Here is a 22,677-nt window from a genome sequence, read left to right on the forward strand (position 1 = left end):
GTTCGCCTTCAGGTTTCATCCTTGAGCTTGAGCAACGGCTCCTGGAACCGCAGCAAACGACCGGCATTGCCCAACACCAGCAAGGTGCTGAGGTTATGCAGCAACGCCGCAATCATCGCCCCGGCAGTGCCAAGCCAGCCGAACGCGGCGAAGGCTACGATCGCCAGGGTCCAGCCCAGTCCGATGATCACATTGACCTGCAACGTCTGGCGGCACTGACGACTCAGGCGCACGCAGGTGCCGAGGCGGCGCAGGTCACTGCCGATCAGCACGATGTCCGCCGATGCCAGGGCGATGTCTGCACCACCGGCGCCCATGGCCACCCCCACCACACCAGCCTTGAGGGCCAGGGAGTCGTTGATACCATCGCCGACCACCATCGGCCGGAAGCCGCTGTCGATTTCCTTGAGCACGCGGTTCAGTTTGTCTTCGGGCAAGGCTTGCGCTTCGACGTCACTGATCCCGACATCCCGGGCCAGCGTTTGCGCGACGCTGTGCCGGTCACCGGTGAGCAACAACTGACGACCCAACCCCAGATCACGCAACTCACCCAAGGCAAACTGCGCCTCGGGTTTGACGCTGTCGGCCAGCAACAGCCAGGCAAGAAACTCCCCGTTGAGCGCCAGCCCGGCAATAGGACCGTCGTGATCGGGAACCGCCGTCGTACTGATGCCCAGTTGCGCGAACAACTCCGGCCGGCCGAGTGCCGCTTCGCCCTGCCCGGTCATCGCCACCACACCGAGGCCCTGGCGTTCACGAATGTCGGAAAGCAGCAGGAAATGCTCCTGGGTCACCAACCCCGCGAGCGCACGGCTGACCGGGTGACTGCTGGCCGAGCCGAGGCTGGCGGCGAGCTTCAGGACATTGCTGCGATCTACCAGCGGACTGTCGATGGATTGCAGGCGCAGGGTGCCGAATGTCAGCGTCCCGGTTTTGTCGACCACCAGCGAGGTCAGGTCCGCCAACTCTTCAAGGAACGCGGAGCTGCGGATCAGAATGCCGTGACGCGCCGCCACTGCCACTCCGGCAATCGCCGTGGCCGGTGCCGACAACACTAACGCACAAGGGCAGGCCGCCACCAACACCGCGAGCATCGCTTGCGCATTGTTGGTGATGAACCAGGTCACAGCGGCCAGCAGCAAGACCAGCACCATATAACTGCCGGCGTAACGCTCCAGCAGACGAGTGATCGGCGGCTTCGAGCGCTCGGCGTTTTGCATCAGGGCGATGACTTTGCCGAGGGTCGACTCATGGCCGGTACGGGTCACTTCGATTCGCAGCAAACCGTCGAGGTTAATTGCGCCACCGAACACCGACATGCCGACGCCCGCCTCCATCGGTACCGACTCGCCGGTAATGGAAGCAGTGTCGAGACTGGCCTGACCGGACAACACCCGGCCATCCGCCGGCACTCGGTCACCGGCTCGCACCTCGACCAGATCGCCAGCTTTGAGTGTGCCGTTGTCGACTTCAATGATGGAGCCGTCCGCCTGAATCTTGCGCGCGTGGCTGCGGGTCAGTTTGCCGAGGGCGTGAATCGCTTCCTGGGAACCGATCACGCTACGCTCTTCCAGCACGTGACCGAAAATCATGATGATCGGCAACAACGCCGCCGTCAGCAGATCCCCGGTGGCCCAGGCACCCAGCATGGCCAGGGCAATCAATTGATCGGTGATGCCGTGCAGGCTCGGATATCGCAAGCTGTACCAGGCCGAGCGCATGACCGGCACGGCAACCAGCAGTGACGCAAAACCCAGCAGCAGCTGACTGACGCCAGTCTGCTCCGGCGCAAGCCAACGCCAGATCAGGCCCAGCGCAAGCAGGCCCAATGCGAGCATGGCCAGGGTCAACTGGCGCGCAGCGCGGCGCTGTTCGGCCGAAGACAGCAGGCTCGGCACGGCGGCGGTTTGAGCGGTCATTGTGCAGCTCCCTGAATGATCAGGCGGGAATCGTCTTTGGGATCAACCGTCGTGACCGATCCGGCCTGACCGAGAATTTTCGGCATCCGCTCGCGGTAAATCCGCAGCAGCATTTGCGGGTCGGTACCTTGTTGTTGTGCCTTGGCCAGGCTTAACACGGTGGCCGTATCAGCCGACGCCTTGGCCAGTCGTTCACTCGCCTGGGCATGGGCCACTTGCAGCGTACGGTCGGCTTGCTCGTTGGCGGTCTGCGTCAGCTTCTCCGCTTCGGTGCGCGCATTGGCGACAGCCTTATCGGCTTGCTGGCTGGCCGTCAGTACCGCGTTGAAAGCGTTCACCGCAGGACTGGGCAGACTCGATTGCACATCGACCCGCGCCACTTCGATCCCCAAGCCTTGCCCGGTTGCAGTGAGTTCGGCCAGCCGTTGATTGATGCCCTGCACCAGATCACCACGCAAGCGCTCGCGTCTTTCCGCCGCCTGGCTATCGGCGCCGATCAATTCCGGGCGAGCAACCAGGATAGTGTCCAGATCCCGTGCGGCCGTGAGCGCAACTGCACTGCGGGTTACCAGTCGGTCCAGCGCCGGCAACACGTGTTCGCCCTGGAGCACGAATGCATAGGGCTCGGTGACTTTGTAGAAAACCCGCACATCGAGTTGCACCACACCGGCATCACCCGTTAACAGATAGCCGGAGCCTGCGAGGGCATCGCTGATGGGCGTGGCAAAACTGGCCACGCGATCTGCCTGCATCGCGGTACCACTGCGCAACAGACTGTCGACTCGACGCTCGATCACCCGATCTGCCGCTGGCAACAAAATCACCTGCTCGAAGGGTTGAGGCCAGGCCAATAACAGCCCGGCATTCTGAATGCGATCCAGCGCGCCGAAATGCAAAACCACCGCGCGATTTTGCGGATCGATCTGCCGCACATTGGAAAACGCCCACGCCAATGCCGCCAACACCGTTACCGCATACAGGGCAATAAATGCCAAGCGCCCGGCCTGAATCCAGGGGCTACTCAACTCATTTGTTCCACGTGGAACCAAACTCATGGCTGCGATCCGGATTTGTTGTCGAGGCTCGGCGGACCGTCAACCAACACGCGGAATGGTGCGGCGTCGGTGCGCAGAATCAGCTTGGTCCCCGGCGTCACCACCGTTCCCAAGGTGTCGAGCGAGCGCAGCAGGTTGTAGAGCTGCGGTGATCCAGCATAGGCACGACCATAAATCTGCGCCGCTTCGACACGCGATTGCGCTTCGATATCTGCCGCTTTCACTGTGGCATCGGCCTGCACGATCCGCGCATCACGTTCGGCGGCGGAACGAATTTGCGCGGCTTCACGCTTGCCGATCGCCGTGCGTTCAGTAGCGATGGTTTCACGCTCGGCGCGCATCCGGTCGACAGTCGCGGTGAGCGTCACCGAAGGTAGCGTCAATCGTTCGATACCGACCTGCAACACGCGCACGCCATAAGTGGTGAGCAGCTGCTGATCGATTTGCTTGCGCAGTTGTGCTTCGAAATCGGCGATGCGTACTTGGCTGGCATCGGTATTGACCAGGTTCGCCAAATCAAAACTGCTGGCGGTGGTTTCCAGTGCGGAGCCGACAAAGGTGCGGATCTGCCGCGCAGCTTCATCGGGTTGGTTCTGCACCGCGCGCATGAAACGTTGCACGTTGTCCGAATCACCCTGCACCTGCCAAGCCACGTAGGCCTGAACGATGATGCGCAAACCGTCCCGGGTGCCGACATCCTGCAAACCGCTGGACGTGGTGCGCAACCGCAGATCCACCGGGATCGCCGCCTCGAACGGTGCCGGCCAACGCCAGCCCAGTCCCGGTTCCAGCAAAACTCGCGATGGATTGCCGAAGCGTGTGATCACTGTGGCTTCCCCCGAACGCACCTGCACCAGGCTCGCGGCAGCGACCGCAAACGCCACCAGCAATGCAGCCCAACCCATACGGCGCCATGGAAACGGTCCGGCCTCCTGAGGATCGCCGTGGTGATGATGGTGATGGCCGTGGTGGTGATGCCCGCCATGGCCGTGATCGTGGCCGGCGTGGTCATCGTGATCATGAGTATGGGACTGGCTCAATTGGCAGCTCCTGGCTGAGCGGTTTTACGCGACGGCGCAGGGTCAACCGGCAGCGTGAACGTACGGAGGTCGATGGTCGGCGCATTGCTGCTGCCGCCCAGTCGATGATCGAGAACCAGCAATTTGGCGTTGGCCAAACCCTGGGACAACTGGCTGAAATACTGCTCCAGCACGAAGGCCTGGCCAGCGCTGGCATAGGCTTTTTGCTCGGCGTTGAATTTCAGGTCCGCCGCCTGGGCGCCTGCATTGATCTCTCGGGCGCTGGCCGTCGCCTGATCGCGGGCGATGCTGGCCTGCAACTGCGCCTGGTTGGTGGCCTCGGCAGCGGCGCCGCGTTCACGGGCGATCAAGGCTTGCGCACCTATCTGCGCCGCTTGCACGCCGTGATAGGCGTTGGCTGCACCGGCCGGAGGGTGAATTGCTTCGACCACGGTGGCGAGAATTTCCACGCCGCTATCGAGTTTTTGCAGGTCCGCCTGCACCGCGCGGCCGATCTCTTCGGCCAGCCCCACCCTGTCCTCACCCAGCAAACCATCGAGGGTGCGCGAGGCGAAGTCGTGAACCAGGACTCGGCTGGCAGTGCTGCGAATCAACATCGGCACATCGGCGCTGTTATAGGTCGCAGACAACGCCGCCTGATCGCTCAGACCGATGCGATAGACGAAGCGCACGTCCATGTTGACGATCTGAAAGCTCTGCTTGTCGGCTCGGCTGCTGGCAATCACCTGGGATTTGTCGTTCACATGGCTGGCGTCCCACAAACGATTGGCAATTGCCGGGGCCGGGCCTTCGGCGGGGTCGGCCTGAGCGGGGGCCGAGGTTTCGCCAACACTGGTGGCCAACTCGTGAACCACGCCATTTTCGACGCTCAACACCCGGCCCAATGGCCAAGGCAAACCCATATGCAAACCTGGGCCGAACACCTCCACTGGCTTGCCGAATCGCTCGTAGATGCCACGCCCTTGCAGGGCAATTTCGTGAATGCCGGTCAGTGACCAGCCAACCAGCGAAACCACCGCCAACACCGGCAGGAATGCCCGGCGCATATAAGTGAAGGCCCAGATTTGCCGCAGATCGATGCCGAAGCGGTTATGCAATTCGTGCTGCAACGCCAGCAATGGCTGTGGTGGCCAGCGCAGCATGTCAGCGACAACGCTGCGCGCCAGTAGCTCCGGCTCAAGGCGTTCGCGGCGCGGGCTGAACAATGACAACAGCGCACGCAGCAACAGTTCTGCCGCCACCAGCCCCGGCAGCAGCCCGATCAAAACCGCCAGGCGTACGGGCCATACCGACGTTTCATCGGCAAACAACAGACAAAAGGCACCAAGTACCAGGCTGATGATCAGCACACGAATCAATTGCGCCAACGCGGCGGCTTCAGGCCATTGCGCGGTGTTTTCCTGCGCCAGATGTCGCTCCATCACCAACATGCCGAAGGCCAACAGCAAAGAGCACGCCGCCCCGACAGTGGCCGCCAGGCCCAGTGCTGCCGAGGGCAATGCAAGGTTCCAGGCCTGTTCGACGCCCAATACCGCCAATAATGCCCAGCCACCAAGCCAAAGCGTCGGCGCGCCGATTTGCCCGAGCAGGTGCTGCGATTGCCGGCCGATCCGGTCCAGCAAACGTTCATACCATCCCGAAGGCGCGACAGACTCGTCGACAACGACCACGGGCACCACGGGATTCATGGCGCGGGCACGCCACTGGGCTACCCACCAGGCCGATTGCAAACCCGCCATCAACACGACAAACGCCATGCTCAGGTTCAACAGCAACGCTGGCCACAATGTTTGCGACGTAAACAGCCCGGCAAACAACGCCAGCAGCACACCCACCGTCGCGAGTACGCCCGCACCGATGGCGAACTGGCGCAAACGCCGCCCTTGAATGAACGCCTGCTGAAAGCGCGGCAACCCGGCTAACGGCGTTTCATCAACATCGAGATCGACTTGCATACCACTCCAGAGTGTCTTCGCTTACAGGGCAGTTCGTTACGATATAACGAAAATGGTGAAATTTCCGTATTCAGGCGCGCCATCTAAAGATGCCCAACCTGTCGCTTACCTGAAGCCTTGACCGAAATGCGGCAGAACGCACATATTACGTTCGTAATTTTATCCAGGAACTACTTTTACCCATCCCTACCCCCTTTCGATCCAGGAGTACATCCATGAGCATTTATGACGTCGTGATACTCGGCGGTGGCCCCGGCGGTTACAACGCGGCGATCCGCGCCGGACAACTGGGTCTGAAGGCGGCCTGCGTGGAAGGACGCGCCACACTCGGCGGCACCTGCCTGAACGTCGGCTGCATGCCATCCAAGGCATTGCTGCATGCCTCCGAACTGTACGACGCGGCCATGGGTGCGGAATTCGCCAACCTGGGGATCGACGTCAAACCCAGCCTCAATCTCGCCCAGATGATGAAGCAAAAGGATGAAAGCGTTACCGGGCTGACCAAGGGCATCGAGTTTCTTTTCCGCAAGAACAAGGTCGACTGGATCAAGGGCTGGGGCCACATCGACGGGCCGGGCAAAGTCACTGTGACCGACAGCGCCGGCGGCAAGACCGAACTGAGTGCCAGGGACATCATCATTGCCACCGGTTCCGAGCCCACGCCCCTGCCCGGCGTGGACATCGATAACAAACGCATCCTCGACTCCACCGGTGCCCTGGCGCTGACCGAGGTGCCCAAGCATCTGGTGGTGATCGGCGCCGGCGTGATCGGCCTGGAGCTGGGCTCGGTCTGGCGGCGACTGGGAGCGCAGGTGACGGTGGTCGAATTCCTCGACCGGATTTGTCCCGGCGTGGACATCGAAGCCGGCAAAACCCTGCAGCGTTCCCTGAGCAAGCAAGGCTTGAGTTTCAAATTGAGTTCAAAAGTGACCAGCGCCACCACCTCCGCCACCGGCGTGCAACTCAGCGTCGAGCCTGCCGCTGGCGGTGCTGCCGAGTTGCTGGAAGCCGATTACGTGCTGGTGGCCATCGGGCGCCGACCTTATACACAGGGCCTGGGCCTGGAGAACGTCGGCCTCGCGACGGACAAGCGCGGCATGCTCGCCAACAAGGGACATCGAACCGAAGCCGCCGGGATCTGGGTGATTGGCGACGTGACCTCGGGTCCCATGCTCGCGCACAAGGCCGAGGACGAAGCCATGGCTTGCGTCGAGCAAATCGTTGGCAAGGCGGGCGAGGTCAATTACGACCTGATCCCCAGCGTGGTCTACACCAGACCGGAGCTGGCCAGCGTCGGAAAGACCGAAGAGCAGCTCAAGGCTGAAGGTCGGGCGTACAAGGTCGGCAAGTTTCCCTTCACTGCCAACAGCCGGGCGAAGATCAACCACGAAACCGAAGGCTTCGCCAAAGTGCTGGCCGATGAGCGCACGGACGAAGTCCTCGGCGTGCATCTGGTCGGCCCGAGCGTCAGTGAAATGATTGGCGAGTATTGCGTGGCCATGGAATTCAGCGCCTCGGCCGAAGACATCGCCCTGACCTGCCACCCACACCCGACCCGCTCCGAGGCCTTGCGTCAGGCGGCAATGAATGTGGAGGGGATGGCGACGCAGATGTAAGGCCCCGAGGAATTGGGTGACAGATAGATCGCCATCGCGAGCAGGCTCGCTCCTACAGGGTTTGCGCTGTACCTGTGGGAGCGAGCCTGCTCGCGATGCAGACGACTCGGTCTAAAGCGGCAAATGCTCCAGCGGCAACGCCCCCGGCGCCTTCACCGTATGAATTGCAAAATTGCTGCGGATATCACTCACTCCCGGCAACTTCAACAAGCGCCCGGTGAGAAAGCGGTCATAGGCACGCAAGTCCGGCACCACCACCTGCAGCAGAAAATCCGACTCCCCTGACACCAGAAACGCCGAAATCACCTCGGGTAATGCCGTCACCGCCAGGCGAAAGCTTTCGGCTTGTTCGTCGTTATGGCGCTCGACCTTGACCCCGACAAACACCGTCAGCCCCAACCCCACTTCGTCGCGATCCAGATTGGCCTGGTAGCCGCGAATAACCCCCGCCTCTTCAAGCATCCGCACCCGGCGCAAGCAAGGCGATGCCGACAGGCCAATCTCGTCTGCCAGTTGCACATTGCTCAGGCGGCCATCCCGTTGCAGCGCGGCGAGAATCTTGCGGTCGTAGGCGTCGAGTTTCATGGTTTGGCAGATCCCGATGGTTCATGCGAAAGAAAGTGGCAGATGATGCCAATACTGAGCCAGACATAAGCTGACAACGCAAGCACCTGCCCCACCCTCCAGCCCTAGACTGGCACGACCGAATCGACAACGAATGGGGTGCAACATGGAAGGGCTCTGGCTGTTTTTCATGGCGCTGGCGGTGGTCTATCTGTTGCCGGGGCCTGACATGATCCTGCTGTTGCAGACCGGTGCCCGCCAGGGCAAAGGCGCCGCGCTGGCCACCGCCGTGGGCCTGGGCATCGCCCGGGGTTGTCATGTGGCATTGGCGGCACTGGGGCTGGCAGCACTGTTCAAGGCTGCGCCCTGGACCTTCGATGTGGTGCGCCTGGCAGGCGCCGCGTACTTGCTGTGGATCGGCATTCAGTGCCTGCGAACCACGATGCTGCCGAGCTTGACCAGCACTGACACAACCGGCGAAAAACCGCGCTGGGGCGCAGCCATCCGACGCGGACTGTTGACCAACCTGCTCAACCCCAAGGCACTGTTGTTCTGCTCGGTGCTGCTACCGCAATTCATCAACCCACAGGCCGGGCCGGTGCTCGGACAATTTGCGGCATTGGGCGTGGTGCTGGTCGGTGTCGGTTTGCTGTTCGACAGCGCTTACGCCCTGGTCGGCGCGGCACTCGGCCGTTGGCTGCAACGCAGCCCCTCAGCCCAGCGCCTGCAACAATGGTTGTTCGGCAGCCTGTTGATCGGTTTCGCCGTGCGGCTGACCTTTGTGCAACAGGCTTGAACCTTACTGCGCCTTGCGGCGGCGACGCTTGAACATCAACAGCGCGGCTGCCGCGAACGCCACTACGCTACCGATCTGTAACGGCGTCTTGTACGGTCGCAAGGCCGAACGCGCCGCGTCGGTGACTTGGGTCACGTAGCGTTTGTCGGCGTTCTCGAAGTCGGGGTACGGGCACTGGTGGCCGAAATCGGCGGCCCATTCCACGTAAGGCCCTTCTTTGACATAACGCTGATAAATCGCACTTTGCTCCTCGAGGCTGCTGTTCCACCCAGACGCCTCGCACAGCACCGCCGCAAACGCCTGGCTGGTATGAGGCAAGTTATCCGCCGCCTTGCTTGCCAGCGCGGTGGCCACGAAGCGATAGTGGTAACGCTGATCTGGCTGGGCAGCGCTGGCCTGCTGGCGCTTCACTTCGTCCTCGGCCACCAACGGACCGACCTTGAGCTCGTCGTTTGCCAGGGTGAAGTTACCGCCGAAGGTGGCGTAATCCGGCGCCATTTCGTAGCCCAGGATGTCCATGCCCCACTCGCGGGCCGTCCAGGCCGCATTGAACAGCGCAGCGGCGCGACGGGTCGGCCACCAGGCTGAATCAGCCGCCAGACGTTGCTCGCCATACAATCTCGCCTTGTGCCGCAAGCCGTCATTATCGAAGTATGCCGGCGCTTGCTCGTAATGCCCCTCGCGCAACAAACGCCGCCCCAGCAGGTTGCGCAGGCTCGCCGCCACCGGCAAAGGCACGTAGTTGTCGCGGTCCTGCTGGCTAAGCGGCGGCGGGGCCGGCACTTGCGTGTCGACGTAGTGCTTGAGTTCTTCAAGGGTCAACACACGCTCGGCAACGGTGGCGGCGTCGAACCAGTAAATGCTTTGGCTGCGATACAGCTGATCGAAGGCTTGCAGGTAATCCCCGCGTTGCAGGGCCAGGATCGCACTTTCACCCTCGACCCGGCATTTGGGCTGAAGCGTTTCGTAATCGTAGTCCGGGGTCCGTCGCTCGCCCCAGGATTCACTCTGCGGAAAGGCCTGGGCCGCTTTGGCGTAGGCTGCGGCAGCCGCGATTTTATCGCCCTCGCGCACCGCCAGTTTTGCCCGCAACCACCAGGCCAACCCGCCATCGCCGGCATGTTCGAGGAAAGCCTTGGCGCTGGCGTAATCGCCCTGTTGATAATTCATCGCCGCCAGGCGGTCGGCGTTTTCGAGACTGCCACGGGTGCTGTTTTGCAGCAGTTTGATCATTTTTTGTTCGTTGGCCGGTTGATCGCCGAACGACCAACCCAACCGGCTGATCAGCGACGCGGTCACCAACTGCTGCACGGGCTGCCCCTTGAGCAACTCGGCCACTTGATCCTCCGGCAGCGTCATCAGGTCCGCCATCAACAGCTTCAACGAGGTGTAGCCCACCGCGGAACCGTGCAGATTTTGCGTGGCGTACAGCTCGATGGCGCGGTTCCAGTCACCGGCAGTGCGCACCACCCGGGCTTCTTCGCCGAGGCTGGCGACACCCAGTTCCAGTGGATCGCTGAAGCCGTCGATGCTCAGTTGCCGGGTTTGCTCAAAGGCCTTGCGCGATTGTTCGAGCAAATCCGGGGCCGCATCGGCTTCGACGTTCATGGCGAACAACACGCGCCCCAACGAGTAAGCCGCCCAGGTGCTGCGCGAAGCCCGTTGTTCTGCGGGCAGGGCCAGCACTCTCTTGAAATAGCCGGCGGCCAAGGCCGTATCCCCCGCGCCAAATGCCACAGCGCCGGCCAGGTACAACCTGAGCTCAGGCGGCAGTTGCGCCCCTTGGGTTTCAACCTGACGGGCATCGGTCAGGCTGCGCAGGTGTTTCACCAACACTTGTTGCTCAGCGGAAAGTCCCACCTGCTCGGCCTGATCCCGCAGCGCAACAGGGCCAGTCTCATCCGCGTAGTTGGCGCCAGCGGTGACGTTCTTCAACCCGTTGATGGCGTGGCCGAGGCGGCTGATTTCAAAGCTGAAGTTGCCTTCCGGCAGTTCCGCCAGCGACTGGCCACGGTTATCCAGCAGGCGCATGGGGAAGTCCGGGCCGCAGGCCAGCGCCGAACCCAGTGGCAGGCTGAGGCTCAGGCAAAGCAAATGACGCGGCCAGTTACGGGTGAACATTCGAACCTCCTTGATCAATGTATGCGCAGCGAGCCCAACCAATGGCACGCTGTCCGCCGGCCGGTATTCGACCGTCGCGCAGGCGGGTGAAGGTAAGCAGATCCGGGCTCTGTTGCAACGCGTAACCGGCCAGGGCATCAGCCCCCTCACAGCCACTGACCGCCAGTGTCAGGCGTTCGGGCCAGGTACTGTCGAGATTGCCCTGGTTGCCGATGCCGATGTCATAGAGGCCATTGTCAGCCGAGAGTTGCAGTTTCAATTGACTGCCGAGGACATCACCACGCGCCACGGCGCGCAAAGTGATCAAGCTCCAGGCCCGACGGTCGTTGGCCAATGGCAGGCGAAACCAGATCAGGCCCGCCAGATGTTGGGGCGGATCGGCACGCAACTCGGTGCCGAGGGTGCGCAATGACTGCGGATCGGCGAGTAATTCCCGGCGCAGGCCTTCGCGCTCCACCGTCAATTCACTTTCCACAACAGGTGCGCCGCCCACCGACGGCAGCAACGCTACGCCATAAGCCGGCAGCGCCAGAAAGAAAGGTTTTGTTGTGATGCGGCTCCAGGCCTGCGCCCATTGCCGCGCCTGATCGGCATCAAACAAGCCGCGACGCGGATCGCTCACCGCGTGCACCTGCAACACGCTGCTGTCGACTGTGGATAACAGCGCCGGCAGTTCACGACTGTCGAGCCAGGACGGCAACGCCGTGATGCTCAGCGGCAGCGAAGTCGGCAATGCTTCGCGCAAATGCACGAGAAACTCGCGGTACGCCGGTAGTCGGGCATTACCGGCATCGTGGTCGATTTCCACGCCGGTGAGGTTCAACCCCTGTCCCTGCCAATCGCTGATCACCTGCTGGATCTGCGCAGTGACCTCATCCTGATCCAGTGCCTTGAGCTGCCCATCCAGGCGAACCACCGCAATCACCGGCCGGCCATCACGCTTGAGCAGTGCCGGGTCAATTCGGGCCCGACTCCAGCCCGCGTTGGGGAAAGCCTGCAAGGCCAGCACCCGCAACGTCGAAAAATCGGCGTGGCTGTCCCTGAGGGCAGCGTCGTGGGCCGGCGTCCACTGCCGCTGCCAGACGTAAAGCTGTTGATCCAGCGGCGGTGCATCCTGTCTTTCGCACCCGGTGGTGAGCGCCAGCGCCATCAGCAAGACCATCGAGCGAGTGAAAAAAACCATTGAAACGCCTGTTCCTGAAATGCAGAAAGGGCCTCTGCGGCCCTTTTTCGTTCTGCCCACTACCCTACCCAGCCATCGACCGGCGGGCAATGTTGGCCTGCAATGATCTTCAGATATCGAGCACCAACGGCTGCGCCCCCTGCGCCGGAATCGCACAGCAAATCAGCACTTGTCCGTCATCCGGCACCTCCGCGGGCGGCAGTGGATAATGTACCTGTCCGCTGATCAAGCGCGTCTTGCAGGTGCCACAGGAGCCGCCTCGGCAACTGAATTCCGGGCGCAGGCCACGGCTTTCCGCCAGCTCCAGCAAGCTGCCGCCCTCTGGCTGCCAGCGCGCTTCCTTGGCCGAGCGCTGGAACACCACGGGCACCGACGTGGTGGCGGCTGGCGGTTGCTCGATGACCACCGCATCGGGGTCCGGTCGCCGGCGCAAGGTGGACGGGCCGAAGGTTTCGGCGTGAATCCGCGAATCGCGAATGTTCAATTCGCGCAAGCCGTCGTACAACGCCTGGGTAAAACTCCCGGGACCACAGACGACAAAATCCAGCTGATCGTAGTCCTCGACTGTCAGCAGATCCTTGAGCAGCGCGACATCGATCCGTCCACTGAGGTCGAAGTCCTCTCCTTGCATCGCCTCGGGTTCCGGTTGGCTGAGCAAACGCACCACCCGCACCGCGTCACCGGCGTCTTCGAGCAAGCGATCCAGTTCGCGGCGAAACGGCTGGTCACCCAGCGTACGCGAACTCTGGATAAACCATGTCGGGCGGATACGGCGGGTACGCAAGCCCTGGTAAACCACCTCCCGCAGCATCGACAACAGCGGCGTGATGCCCACCCCGGCCGCCAGCAACACCAATGGCCGACGCTCATGGGGTGCCACGGTGAAATGCCCTTGCGGCGCCCGCGCCTCCAATACATCGCCAACACGAATCTGCTCGTGCAAATGCGTAGACACCCGCCCGTCACGCTTCACGCTGATGCGGAAAAAATCATCGGACGGCGCGCTCGATAAACTGTACGTGCGGATGTGCACTTCACCGTCGATATTGAAACGCAGAGGCAAATGCTGCCCGGCCTGGAACAGTGGCAACCCGGCTCCGTCAGCGGGCTCCAGGTAAATCGAGCGAATGCTGTGGCTTTGCGCTTCAATCCGCGCCACCCGCAACGGCCGCCATTGATCGCCCAGGGCCTTGGCCTGCAAACGCGCCTTGGCCTGCTCCCAGGTGCCAGTGAGCAAACTGGTGGGTGAAACACCGTCGAAACGCCAGCGCAGCGCCAGAGCGGCGGGGCGACGTACCACCTGCTCGACATCGATTGTCCACAGGCGCTCGGCTCCCTGGAACGCCTCGACCTGAGGGCCCTCCAGGATGATTTCAGTGCGTCCGCTGAGCTGCAGCAAATCACCGCTATTGAAATCGATGAACAGCAATCCGGCCCGGGGGTTGAGCAGCAGGTTGCCCAAGGTGTTGAAATGCAGGTTGCCGGCGAAGTCCGGAATGGTCAGGCGATTGCCTTCCACTTGTACGAAACCGGCCTGACCGCCACGGTGCGACACATCCACCGAACGTTCACCGTCGACATCCACATAACTGGCAACGAAGAACGTGTCTGCCTCGGCGATCATGGCTTTGGCCGCGTCATCCAGTTCGTTGAAATGCTGGGCGGCACGCGTCGAAGGATCGGTCAGCGGCACCGAGCGAAACTGGCGCAACTGAATGTACTGCGGGCAGTTGCCGAAGGACTGATCCACCGTCACCCCGAAACCGCCGGTTGTCATGGCGCGGACATGACCATTGATGCGGTTGCGACGGCGAGTGTGCAGCTCGATACCCAACAGGCCAATGGCCGAGCCGTCGCTCATCTGCGCAGGATCGTCAACGGCAGGCAGGCTGCGAAATTGCAGCAAGCCCGGTTCTGGCGAGTGGGCGAAACCAGGCTCACCTTCAAGGATGCTGGCCCAGGGATGACCGTCGGTATCCACCGCCCCGTACAGCATGAACGGCAATTGCTGATAGAACGTGCGGTGCTGGTCCGGCATCTCGCTGCGAATCACCTTACGACCGAACACCTCCATTCGTTCGGCAACGCCCACGTGCGCCTGCAATTGTTTTTCGCCGGCATGCCAGGGTGAACGGTCCATACGGTTTCTCCCGTGCGCCATTGGCGCAGAACGGGGCGGCCCGGCAATACCGGGCCACCAGTATCAGGCGGTTTTTTGCAGACCGGCAACGGTGCGCGGCATGCCGACAAAACCCGGCAAGGCTTCGATGCGGGCCAGCCAGGCTCGAATGTTGGCGTACTCGTCCAGCGACACATTGCCCTCAGGCGCATGGGCGATGTAGCTGTAGGCGGCGACGTCGGCAATCGTCGGTTCAGTGCCGGCCAGATACAGCGTATTGGCTAGTTCGTGATCGATCACTTTGAGTACGGTATGGGCGTAGGCAATCACTTCTGCAGCGTTGTAAGGCGCGCCAAACACAGTGATCAATCTTGCCCGGGCAGGACCGAAGGCAATCGGGCCGGCAGCCACCGACAACCAGCGCTGGACCTTGGCCGCACCCTCCGGATCAGTCGGCAGCCAGCGACCGTTGCCGTACTTTTGCGCCAGATACACCAGAATCGCGTTGGAGTCGGCCAACACCACGCCCTGGTCATCAATCACCGGCACTTGGCCGAATGCATTGAGCGCCAGGAATGCCGGTTGCTTGTGTTCGCCCTTGGCGAGGTCAACGAAGATCAGTTCGGTCGGCAATTTCAGCAGGGACAGCATCAACTCGACACGGTGAGCGTGGCCGGAACGCGGGAAGTTGTAGAGTTTGATCGCTTGCATGGTCGACACCTCGGGTCAGTGGTGCTGCTCAGGAAGACCAGCGCCGATGGGTCGTATCTTCCACCTACAACCAAAACAACAGAATCACCAGCAAACGCAATCCATTATTTCAGTGGGTGAAATAACTCAACGCGCGAGCGCCGGATGCTCGCGCAGGGTCTTCACCGCGAAATCAACAAAGCTGCGCACCCGGGCCGGCGCTTTGCGTCCGCCCTGATAGACCACATGGATGGGCAACGGCGGCAGTTCGAAGTCGGCCAGAATGATTTCCAGCTCTCCGGCAGCCACCTTGCTCGCGACTTGATAAGACAGTACCCGCGTGAAGCCCAACCCCAGACAGGCTGCCGTGATGGCCGCCTGATTCGCTGTCACCACCAGTCGTGGTTCAGCCCGGACACTCAAGGTTTCGCCGTCTTCAATGAATGGCCAACTCCTGAGTTGGCCGATAGCAGAGGTCGCGATAATCGGCGCCAGAGCCAGTTCCTGTGGATGCCTGGGCCGACCATGGCTGGCCAGAAACTGTGGCGATGCGCAGATCACCCGCCGCACCTCACCCACGCGGATCGCATGTTGATTGCTGTCAGGAAGTTCGCCGATGCGGATGGCCACATCGACGCCCTCCTCGACCACGCTCACTACCCGGTCCACCAGCAGCGCGTTGATGCAGACTTCGGGGAATTGCGTCAGGTAGCTCACCATCAGCGGCGTGACAAACAGCTCGCCGAACAAAACCGGAGCGGTGATGGTCAGTTGCCCACGAGGATGGATATGGCTGCCCGCTGCCGAATCCTCGGCTTCCTGCACCTCGGCGAGAATTCTCCGACAGTCCTCCAGATATCGCTGACCGGCCTCGCTCAAATACACGCTGCGCGTGGTACGTGTGAGCAGTTGCGTGCCAATACGTTTCTCCAGCGCCGCCACCGCTCGGGTGACGCTGGCTGCCGACAGACCCAAACGCCGCGCCGCCGCCGAAAAACCCTGCTCCTTGGCGACAGCAGCGAAGACCTGCATTTCCTGGAAGCGGTCCATGGGACTGTCCTCATTTCAGATAGATAAATCGCAACCAAAGGCCGGAATGTTAAGCGCAAGTGTTCAACAACATAGTTGGGCGTCCGACCATCAAGTAAATCAATGGGCTACTGCACTCTAGCGCCTGCACCGTAAAAACCAAGCGTGTCACAAACCTCAAAAAACGGACCGGGGATTATTGATAATTATTGAGGATTATTTTCTTGCGACGGGTGCGACTGTTCGCAATTATCCGGATCAGCCCGCTGCAACGGCTAATGCCCGGTAGAGAAAAAGAGCCATTGGTTCAGCTTCCAAACCGTTTCCAGGCAAGGGCTCGTCAGCGGTCTCCATCAACTGCAGCAGAACTCCAGCCTGCATAAACAGGCGGAATATACGACTGCTCCTATACTACAAACCACCCTGTTACCTATTGAGTATTTGGTAGGTACCTCGTTGAAATTTTCCCTACTTGAAGTAAGGCGTTATTGGGTTGTTAACGCTTGGACGGCTGTCCGTGGATCTTGCTTCAAGGATTCACTTAGTAGGGAAGAGTTGAACTTGAACTGGCTGGCCAACCTGTGTGACACAGCAAGGAGTTCGAAAATGTTGCGCACTAACATTTCCGCTAGAGCACTGTCCGGTGGTTTGCTCGATGTACTGATTCGTGCCGGGCTGATTACGGTGCTGGTACTGTTCTGCTTCCAGATCTTCCACCCCTTCCTCAACCTCATGCTCTGGGCAATGATTCTGGCCATCACCCTGTATCCACTGCATGCGCTCATCAAGCGCAAGCTGGTCAACAAGGACGGTCGTGCCGCCACCCTGATCGTGGTGGTCTCCCTGGCCTTGCTGATGGTGCCGATCTACCTGTTGGGCACCTCGATCAGTGAATCGGTCCAGGGCACCCTGGCGGTCCTCAAGTCCGATACGCTGCAGATTCCGCTCCCCAGCGAAAAAATCGCTTCCCTGCCGCTCATTGGCAAGCCGCTCTACGGCTACTGGATGCAAGCCGCCACCGACATGAGCAGCGTGGTGATGAAGGTGATGCCCTATATCAAGTCCGTTGGACTGACCTTGTTGGGCAAAATGGCCGACGTTGGCGTGGGCTTTCTGTTGTTCATCGGCGCCCTGATCATTGCCGGCGTGCTCATGGCCTATGGCGAAAACGGCGAAAGAAGCGCCATGGCCATCACCTCGCGTCTTTCCGGACCAGAGCGTGGCCCACGCATTACCGAACTCTGCACCGCAACCATCCGCGCGGTCGCCCAGGGCGTGGTGGGTATCGCGTTCATTCAGATGTTGCTGGTCGGCGTGGGCTTCGTGCTCATGGGCGTCCCCGGTGCCGGGCTGCTGGCCATGGTGGCGCTGTTGATGGGGATCATGCAATTACCGGTGCTGCTGGTGACCCTTCCGGTGATCGCTTATGTCTTCGCCACCGAAGGGACCAGCCTGGCCACCATCGTGTTTGGCATCTACAGCCTGATTGCCGGGATGGCCGATAACGTCCTCAAGCCATTGATGTTGGGCCGCGGCGTCGATGTGCCCATGCCGGTAATTCTGATTGGCGCCCTGGGCGGCATGGTGAGCGGTGGCTTCATCGGTTTGTTCATCGGACCGGTTGCGCTGGCGGTGGGCTACCAACTGTTCTGGCAATGGGTCCAGGACCAACCGTCTGCCGAGGTAATGAACGAGACACCCGAGATCGAGGCGTTGAACGAGACACCGAAGACAGAGGCAATGAACGATCAGCGTCCTGTCTGAGGAGTTTGCGCTTGATGCCACGCCCTGCTCGCATCAGCCGGCTCCTGCTCTGTGGCACCGTTGTCCTGGGGGGCTGCGTACAACTGGGCCCGGATTTTCAGTCGCCGGCCCAGCCCTGGGTCGACCACTGGAACAGCCCGGCCCTGGAAATCGCCGGCCAACAACACGCGCAACCTGACAGCCGCCAATGGTGGCGCGTGTTCAACGACCCGGTGCTGGACCATTTGATGGCCGAAGCCGATGCCCACAACCCCGACCTGCACGTCGCCGGCCTGCGGGTCATGGAGTCCCGCGCACAATTGGGCATCGCACTGGCCGGCCGCTACCCGCAATTGCAGCAGGCCAGCGCCGACAGCCTGTACCTGAACCGTAAGCAATCGGGCGGCAGCAACCCCCAGGACACGCACTTCTGGCAACACAGCGTCGGCTTCGATATCGGCTGGGAGCTGGATTTCTGGGGGCGTTTCAGCCGTGCCATCGAGTCAGCCGACGCCTCCTGGTTTGCCGCCCAGGCCAACTATGAAAATGCCTTGGTGCTGTTGCACGCGCAACTGGCGCAAAACTACTACGCCTTGCGCACCGCCGAGGCGCGCCTGGCCATCGCCCGCAGTAACGCCAAATTGCAAAAGCGCAGCTACGAGATCACCGAGCGCCTGTTCAACAGCGGGGCCGAAGCAGAACTCGACCTGCAACAAGCCAAGACCCAGTACCTGGGCACCCTGAGTACCATCCCGGATTTCGAGAGCCAGGTGGCGAGCTTGCGCAATGCGCTGTCTACTCTGATCGGCCAGCCACCCGGCTCGATCCCTGACCTCAATCGCAACACCGGCTTAGTGCCGCTGCTCGATACCGCGGTCTTGCAGGATGTGCCGGCCAACCTGCTGGTGCGGCGCCCCGATGTCCGTGCTGCCGAACTGCAAGTAGCGGCGCAATCGGCATTGATCGGTGTGGCGGAGTCCGACCTGTATCCCTCCATCAGCCTGCTGGGCAGCATCGTCTGGTCCGCCACTTCGCTCAACGCTGCGCCCAATACCCTCGACTTCGTGGCCGGCCCCAGCCTGCGCTGGGACATCTTCGACCACGGCCGGATCACCAACAACGTTCGCGTGCAGGATGCCCGCCTGCAGCAGCTGATCGTTATCTACCAGGACAGCGTGCGCCAGGCGGCGCGCGAGGCCGACGATGCCGCTACCGGTTTGATCAAAGCGCTGGAGCGCGACCAGATCCTCAGCGAAGCCTCGGTGGCCGCCGAACGTTCGGTAACCCTGGCCAATGCCCAATACCGCGAAGGCTATTCGGATTTCCAGCGCGTGCTGGATGCCCAGCGGGCCCTGTTTGCCCAGCAGGATATCTACCTGGTCAACCGTGGCACCGCCGTCAACAGCCTGATCGCCCTCTACAAGGCTTTGGGCGGAGGTTGGTACAGCGACCAGCCGATGGTCGACCCGGCCACCCGCAAACAAATGCAAGAACGGACCGATTGGGGCGATCTGCTCGACGAACCGAAGGAAAGTGCCCATGACTGACAGCCAACAACCGGTCGACGAGAAAGCCCCGGCACCCGCCGCCGACCCTGCGAAAAAAGCGATCAATTGGGTGGTGCTGCTGATCATCCTGAGTCTGGTCTGGTACCTGATGGCCGACCGTTACACCCCCTACACGCAACAGGCACGGGTGCAGGCCTTCGTTGTGCCGGTGGCGGCTGAGGTATCCGGCCGGGTGACCAAGGTGCATGTACGCAACAACCAGGACGTCAAGGCCGGCGAGTTGCTGTTTGAAGTCAATCCAGAGCAGTACCAGATTGCCGTCGATCGCGCCCGCGCCGACCTTGAGTCGACCCGTCGCCAGGTGGGCGCCAACACCGCCGGCGTCGACTCCAAGCAAGCGTCCCTGCGTGCATCCCAGGCCAACGAGCTCAAGGCACGCCAGGACATCCAGCGGCTTGAACGCCTGTACCGCGAAGACCCGGGCACCATCTCGCTACGACGCCTGGAAATATCCCGCGCCACCCTGGAAGAGTCCATCAGCCAGGTCGCCGCAGCCAAGGCCGAAGTACAACGTGCACGCGAACAACAGGGCGGTAATGAAGACGAAAACGCCCAGTTGCTCAGCGCCGCCAGCAACCTTGAAAAAGCCGAGCTGGACTTGAGCAATACCAAGGTCCACGCACGCTCGGCCGGCCTGATCACCGATTTGCGCACCGATGTCGGCCAGTTTGCCGCCGCCGGTGCGCCGGTGATGACCCTGATCGCTATCCACGATGTGTGGATCAGCGCCGACATGACCGAAAACAATCTGGGAAGCGTCCAGCCCGGGACGCCGGTGTCCATCGTCCTCGACGCCCTTCCAGGGGAGATTTTCAAAGGCCATGTGCGTAGCGTCGGCTACGGCGTCGATATCGGTCAGACCACCCAGCCGGGCAGCCTGCCGAAAGTGGAGAACAGCCGCGATTGGCTACGCCCTGCCCAGCGCTTCCCGGTCATCATCGAGTTCGAGCCCGGTGAGTTGAGTAGCCCGCAAGGCATCCGCTCCGGCGGGCAAGCCGAAGTCATGGCGTTCCCGAGTGAAAGTAACCCGCTGAATATTCTGGGTCGCCTGTTCCTGCGCCTGATGAGCTGGATGTCCTATGCGTATTGAGCGTCCGGCCCGGGTTCAGCGCGCCCTGCGTCTGAGCTTCGGTACGGCGCTGTGCCTGGCGGCGAGCTTTGGTCTGGCCCTGCCCATCCCGTTCCTCGCGCCGATGCTGGCGCTGATGATGCTGGCAGCGATGAACCGACCGTTGCCGTTCAAGGCCAGCCTGGGTCTGATCCTGATCCTGATGTTGACCACCGGGACCGGCCTGCTGTTGATTCCCCTGCTGCGTTACTACCCGTTCAGTGGTGTGCTGCTGGTCGGACTGTGCCTGTTCATGGCCTTCGGGTATGGCCTGCGCGGCGGCAACCCGCTGGTGGCGACTTTCCTGGTGGTGGGCCTGACCTTGATCAGTTCGGCCGGAACCGCTGAATTCGCCCTGGCGCTTGAGGTGATCGTGGCCCTGGCCAAGGGACTGTTCCTGGCCGTCACGACGCTGACCATCAGCCATTGGCTGTTTCCCGACCCGGCCAGCGCCCCCGCGACCAAACCCGGCGCGAGCCTTACTCCAACCGAAAGCGGTTGGCTGGCGCTACGGGCCACGCTGGTGGTGCTGCCGACTTTCCTGCTGGCCATGATCGACCCGGCCAGTTACCTGCCGATCATCATGAAAGCCGTCAGCCTCGGCCAACAAAGCTGCGCGACCAGCGCCCGCACCGCCGGCCAGGAATTGCTCGGCTCGACCCTGCTCGGTGGCCTGATGGCGATCCTTTTCTGGTGCGCGCTGAGCCTGTTCGTCAACCTATGGATGTTCTTTCTGTGGATGTTGCTGTTCGGTTTGCTGGCGGCCAGAAAGCTCTACGGTCTGGCCCAGACCCGGCAGAACCCTGGGTTCTGGCTCAACAGCCTGGCGACCCTGATCATTCTGCTCGGCCAATCGGTACAGGACAGTGCAGCGGGCAAGGATGTCTACACCGCCTTCGCCATCCGCATGGGCCTGTTCATTCTGGTGACTTTGTATGCCTGTGCGATGGTCCATTTGCTGGATACGCGGCGGCGGCGTCGAATTACGACCGCCTAGAAACAGAAAAACCCCCTGAAGAGGGTAATGCTGTTCAGTTAAGCGAATGTGGTTCTCTGTAGGAGCGAGCTTGCTCGCGATGGTCGCCAACGATAACGCGTATTTACTGGCTAAACGCGGCGCTCTTGAGTCCATCGCGAGCAAGCTCGCTCCTACAATTTCCTTAACTGAACAGCATTACTCTGAAGAGGGGGTTCTTCATCTGTGGATAACTATTCCACAGTGACCGACTTCGCCAAATTGCGCGGCTGGTCAACGTCGGTGCCTTTGAGCACGGCGACGTAGCACGACAGCAGTTGCAGTGGGATGGTGGTAATGCTGGTTAGCAACCTTATGCAAATGACCATTTGGGCCGCGTTGTTCGTGCTGCTGCGCGAATTCGAAAGCTTCGCGAAATCACTGTATTTTTCCGGCGTGACCTATCGACCTTGGGCTTTCGAGCAGTAGCGGCTGTCCAGTCCACTGGAGCCGGCCAACAGAATCCTTATGTGCGGTGTCTCAGCCGCAGCGATGACGGCTGCTGTGATGGAGATCGTTAAACAGCAGTTAGCTGGTGAGCGCGACCCACATTCGTGCTCAAGAGATTGCTGTAACACCGAAAGAACAAGACAAGCATCTGATGCGACGCCTGAAAAAGCCTCCCTCGAAACGGGGGGAGGTTAATTATTGATTCAAATCATATTTTCTGGCGTCAAGCCTTTGGGACTTAAGCCGGCCTGGAGTAGGTAATCTGGCCCTCAGTGGCCCGTTGCTCACGTCTGCGAGGCCTTCAGCGGAATGGACTCTAACGTAGCCAGTTACTGTAAGAAAATTTACTAGGCTGTGTAAGTTGTATCCGTAAAAACAAAACTTCAACCCAATAACCATGCAAATAGTTTGACGCCAGCTGTAATGCCGGCGAAAAATCATAGCCGCTGCAAAACGATATTTCCGAAACGTAATATTAGTGATAGGACAAAGAAAATGAATACCACATCAAACAATGAAACATTCGACCTAGAACTTGATGTAGAAACTGCAGAAAAATTCTCCAAGCTTCTCAACGATGAAAGCCTGATGCACGCCGGTTTTGTGGCGCATCAGTCGAACAACAATGTGTTGAGTCTGCCTGAAGATATTAAAATCGCAGCCTGAAAAAACGGGAGGGAAGCTATTCCCTCCCTTTTATTTTCAA

17 protein-coding genes and 1 pseudogene are annotated in these 22,677 nt (G+C 61.0%); 7 read left to right on the forward strand and 11 right to left on the reverse strand.

What is annotated here, in order from left to right; translation table 11 throughout:
• Positions 1 to 8 precede the first annotated feature (8 nt).
• The 4 genes from AC1DKH_RS06260 to hflK (AC1DKH_RS06275) are packed head-to-tail and all read right to left on the reverse strand — an operon-like array spanning position 9 to position 5,969.
• Positions 9 to 1,919 carry a cation-translocating P-type ATPase gene (locus AC1DKH_RS06260; protein ID WP_477797737.1) on the reverse strand — a complete coding sequence of 637 codons (1,911 nt, stop codon included), beginning with the start codon at positions 1,917 to 1,919 and terminating at the stop codon, positions 9 to 11.
• Complete coding sequence (hflK, locus tag AC1DKH_RS06265) at positions 1,916 to 2,974, reverse strand: protease modulator HflK (protein WP_477763089.1); 1,059 nt, start codon at positions 2,972 to 2,974, stop codon at positions 1,916 to 1,918. Before hflK (AC1DKH_RS06265) ends, AC1DKH_RS06260 begins: the two co-directional genes overlap by 4 nt.
• A complete protein-coding gene (gene hflC / locus AC1DKH_RS06270; protein WP_477752220.1) occupies positions 2,971 to 4,014 on the reverse strand; it encodes a protease modulator HflC in 1,044 nt (347 codons plus the stop codon). The genes hflK (AC1DKH_RS06265) and hflC overlap by 4 nt, the downstream gene beginning before the upstream one ends.
• Entirely contained in the window at positions 4,011 to 5,969 is a 1,959-nt protein-coding gene (gene hflK / locus AC1DKH_RS06275) for a protease modulator HflK (RefSeq protein ID WP_477797738.1), read from the reverse strand. Before hflK (AC1DKH_RS06275) ends, hflC begins: the two co-directional genes overlap by 4 nt.
• A 215-nt stretch (positions 5,970 to 6,184) precedes the next feature.
• On the opposite strand from hflK (AC1DKH_RS06275), the gene lpdA reads away from it, so the two are divergent.
• Positions 6,185 to 7,585, forward strand: a complete 1,401-nt coding sequence (gene lpdA, locus AC1DKH_RS06280) for a dihydrolipoyl dehydrogenase (RefSeq protein WP_477797739.1) — start codon at positions 6,185 to 6,187, stop codon at positions 7,583 to 7,585.
• Between the two features lie 111 nt (positions 7,586 to 7,696).
• On the opposite strand, the gene AC1DKH_RS06285 is transcribed toward lpdA, so the two are convergent.
• A complete protein-coding gene (locus AC1DKH_RS06285; RefSeq protein WP_085723574.1) occupies positions 7,697 to 8,170 on the reverse strand; it encodes an Lrp/AsnC family transcriptional regulator in 474 nt (157 codons plus the stop codon).
• Positions 8,171 to 8,315: 145 nt separating this feature from the next.
• Here AC1DKH_RS06285 and AC1DKH_RS06290 point away from each other — a divergent pair, with 145 nt between their 5' ends.
• Positions 8,316 to 8,945 (forward strand): LysE family translocator, encoded by a 630-nt coding sequence (locus AC1DKH_RS06290; protein ID WP_477797740.1) that lies wholly within the window; start codon positions 8,316 to 8,318, stop codon positions 8,943 to 8,945.
• A 3-nt stretch (positions 8,946 to 8,948) separates the two neighbouring features.
• Here AC1DKH_RS06290 and AC1DKH_RS06295 read toward each other — a convergent pair whose 3' ends face one another.
• The 5 genes from AC1DKH_RS06295 to AC1DKH_RS06315 all read right to left on the reverse strand — a co-directional run bounded on the left by AC1DKH_RS06295 (position 8,949) and on the right by AC1DKH_RS06315 (position 16,108).
• Positions 8,949 to 11,066 carry a hypothetical protein gene (locus AC1DKH_RS06295; protein WP_477797741.1) on the reverse strand — a complete coding sequence of 706 codons (2,118 nt, stop codon included), beginning with the start codon at positions 11,064 to 11,066 and terminating at the stop codon, positions 8,949 to 8,951.
• Complete coding sequence (locus tag AC1DKH_RS06300) at positions 11,053 to 12,249, reverse strand: DUF3142 domain-containing protein (protein WP_477797742.1); 1,197 nt, start codon at positions 12,247 to 12,249, stop codon at positions 11,053 to 11,055. The genes AC1DKH_RS06295 and AC1DKH_RS06300 overlap by 14 nt, the downstream gene beginning before the upstream one ends.
• A 109-nt stretch (positions 12,250 to 12,358) precedes the next feature.
• Positions 12,359 to 14,389, reverse strand: a complete 2,031-nt coding sequence (locus tag AC1DKH_RS06305; RefSeq protein WP_477797743.1) for a pyridoxamine 5'-phosphate oxidase family protein — start codon at positions 14,387 to 14,389, stop codon at positions 12,359 to 12,361.
• Positions 14,390 to 14,452: 63 nt separating this feature from the next.
• The gene (locus tag AC1DKH_RS06310) at positions 14,453 to 15,079 is read right to left on the reverse strand and encodes a glutathione S-transferase family protein (protein WP_477797744.1); all 627 of its coding nucleotides are present in this window, start codon (positions 15,077 to 15,079) and stop codon (positions 14,453 to 14,455) included.
• 126 nt (positions 15,080 to 15,205) lie between these two features.
• Positions 15,206 to 16,108: a LysR family transcriptional regulator gene (locus AC1DKH_RS06315; protein WP_477797745.1), complete on the reverse strand. Its 903-nt coding sequence runs from the start codon at positions 16,106 to 16,108 to the stop codon at positions 15,206 to 15,208.
• Between the two features lie 585 nt (positions 16,109 to 16,693).
• On the opposite strand from AC1DKH_RS06315, the gene AC1DKH_RS06320 reads away from it, so the two are divergent.
• The 4 genes from AC1DKH_RS06320 to AC1DKH_RS06335 are packed head-to-tail and all read left to right on the forward strand — an operon-like array spanning position 16,694 to position 21,503.
• Positions 16,694 to 17,851 carry an AI-2E family transporter gene (locus AC1DKH_RS06320; RefSeq protein ID WP_477797746.1) on the forward strand — a complete coding sequence of 386 codons (1,158 nt, stop codon included), beginning with the start codon at positions 16,694 to 16,696 and terminating at the stop codon, positions 17,849 to 17,851.
• 14 nt (positions 17,852 to 17,865) lie between these two features.
• A complete protein-coding gene (locus AC1DKH_RS06325; RefSeq protein WP_477797747.1) occupies positions 17,866 to 19,377 on the forward strand; it encodes an efflux transporter outer membrane subunit in 1,512 nt (503 codons plus the stop codon).
• A complete protein-coding gene (locus AC1DKH_RS06330; protein WP_477797748.1) occupies positions 19,370 to 20,488 on the forward strand; it encodes an HlyD family secretion protein in 1,119 nt (372 codons plus the stop codon). Before AC1DKH_RS06325 ends, AC1DKH_RS06330 begins: the two co-directional genes overlap by 8 nt.
• Positions 20,478 to 21,503: a DUF2955 domain-containing protein gene (locus tag AC1DKH_RS06335; RefSeq protein ID WP_477797749.1), complete on the forward strand. Its 1,026-nt coding sequence runs from the start codon at positions 20,478 to 20,480 to the stop codon at positions 21,501 to 21,503. Before AC1DKH_RS06330 ends, AC1DKH_RS06335 begins: the two co-directional genes overlap by 11 nt.
• Before the next feature lie 212 nt (positions 21,504 to 21,715).
• Here the strand turns inward: AC1DKH_RS06335 and AC1DKH_RS06340 are convergent.
• Positions 21,716 to 21,814 (reverse strand): annotated as a pseudogene (locus tag AC1DKH_RS06340) (hypothetical protein); the annotation flags it as partial.
• 652 nt (positions 21,815 to 22,466) lie between these two features.
• Between AC1DKH_RS06340 and AC1DKH_RS06345 the strand changes: the two are divergent.
• Complete coding sequence (locus AC1DKH_RS06345) at positions 22,467 to 22,637, forward strand: hypothetical protein (RefSeq protein ID WP_191624899.1); 171 nt, start codon at positions 22,467 to 22,469, stop codon at positions 22,635 to 22,637.
• Positions 22,638 to 22,677: the final 40 nt, after the last annotated feature.

Source organism: Pseudomonas sp. 05L36, from assembly GCF_056398125.1.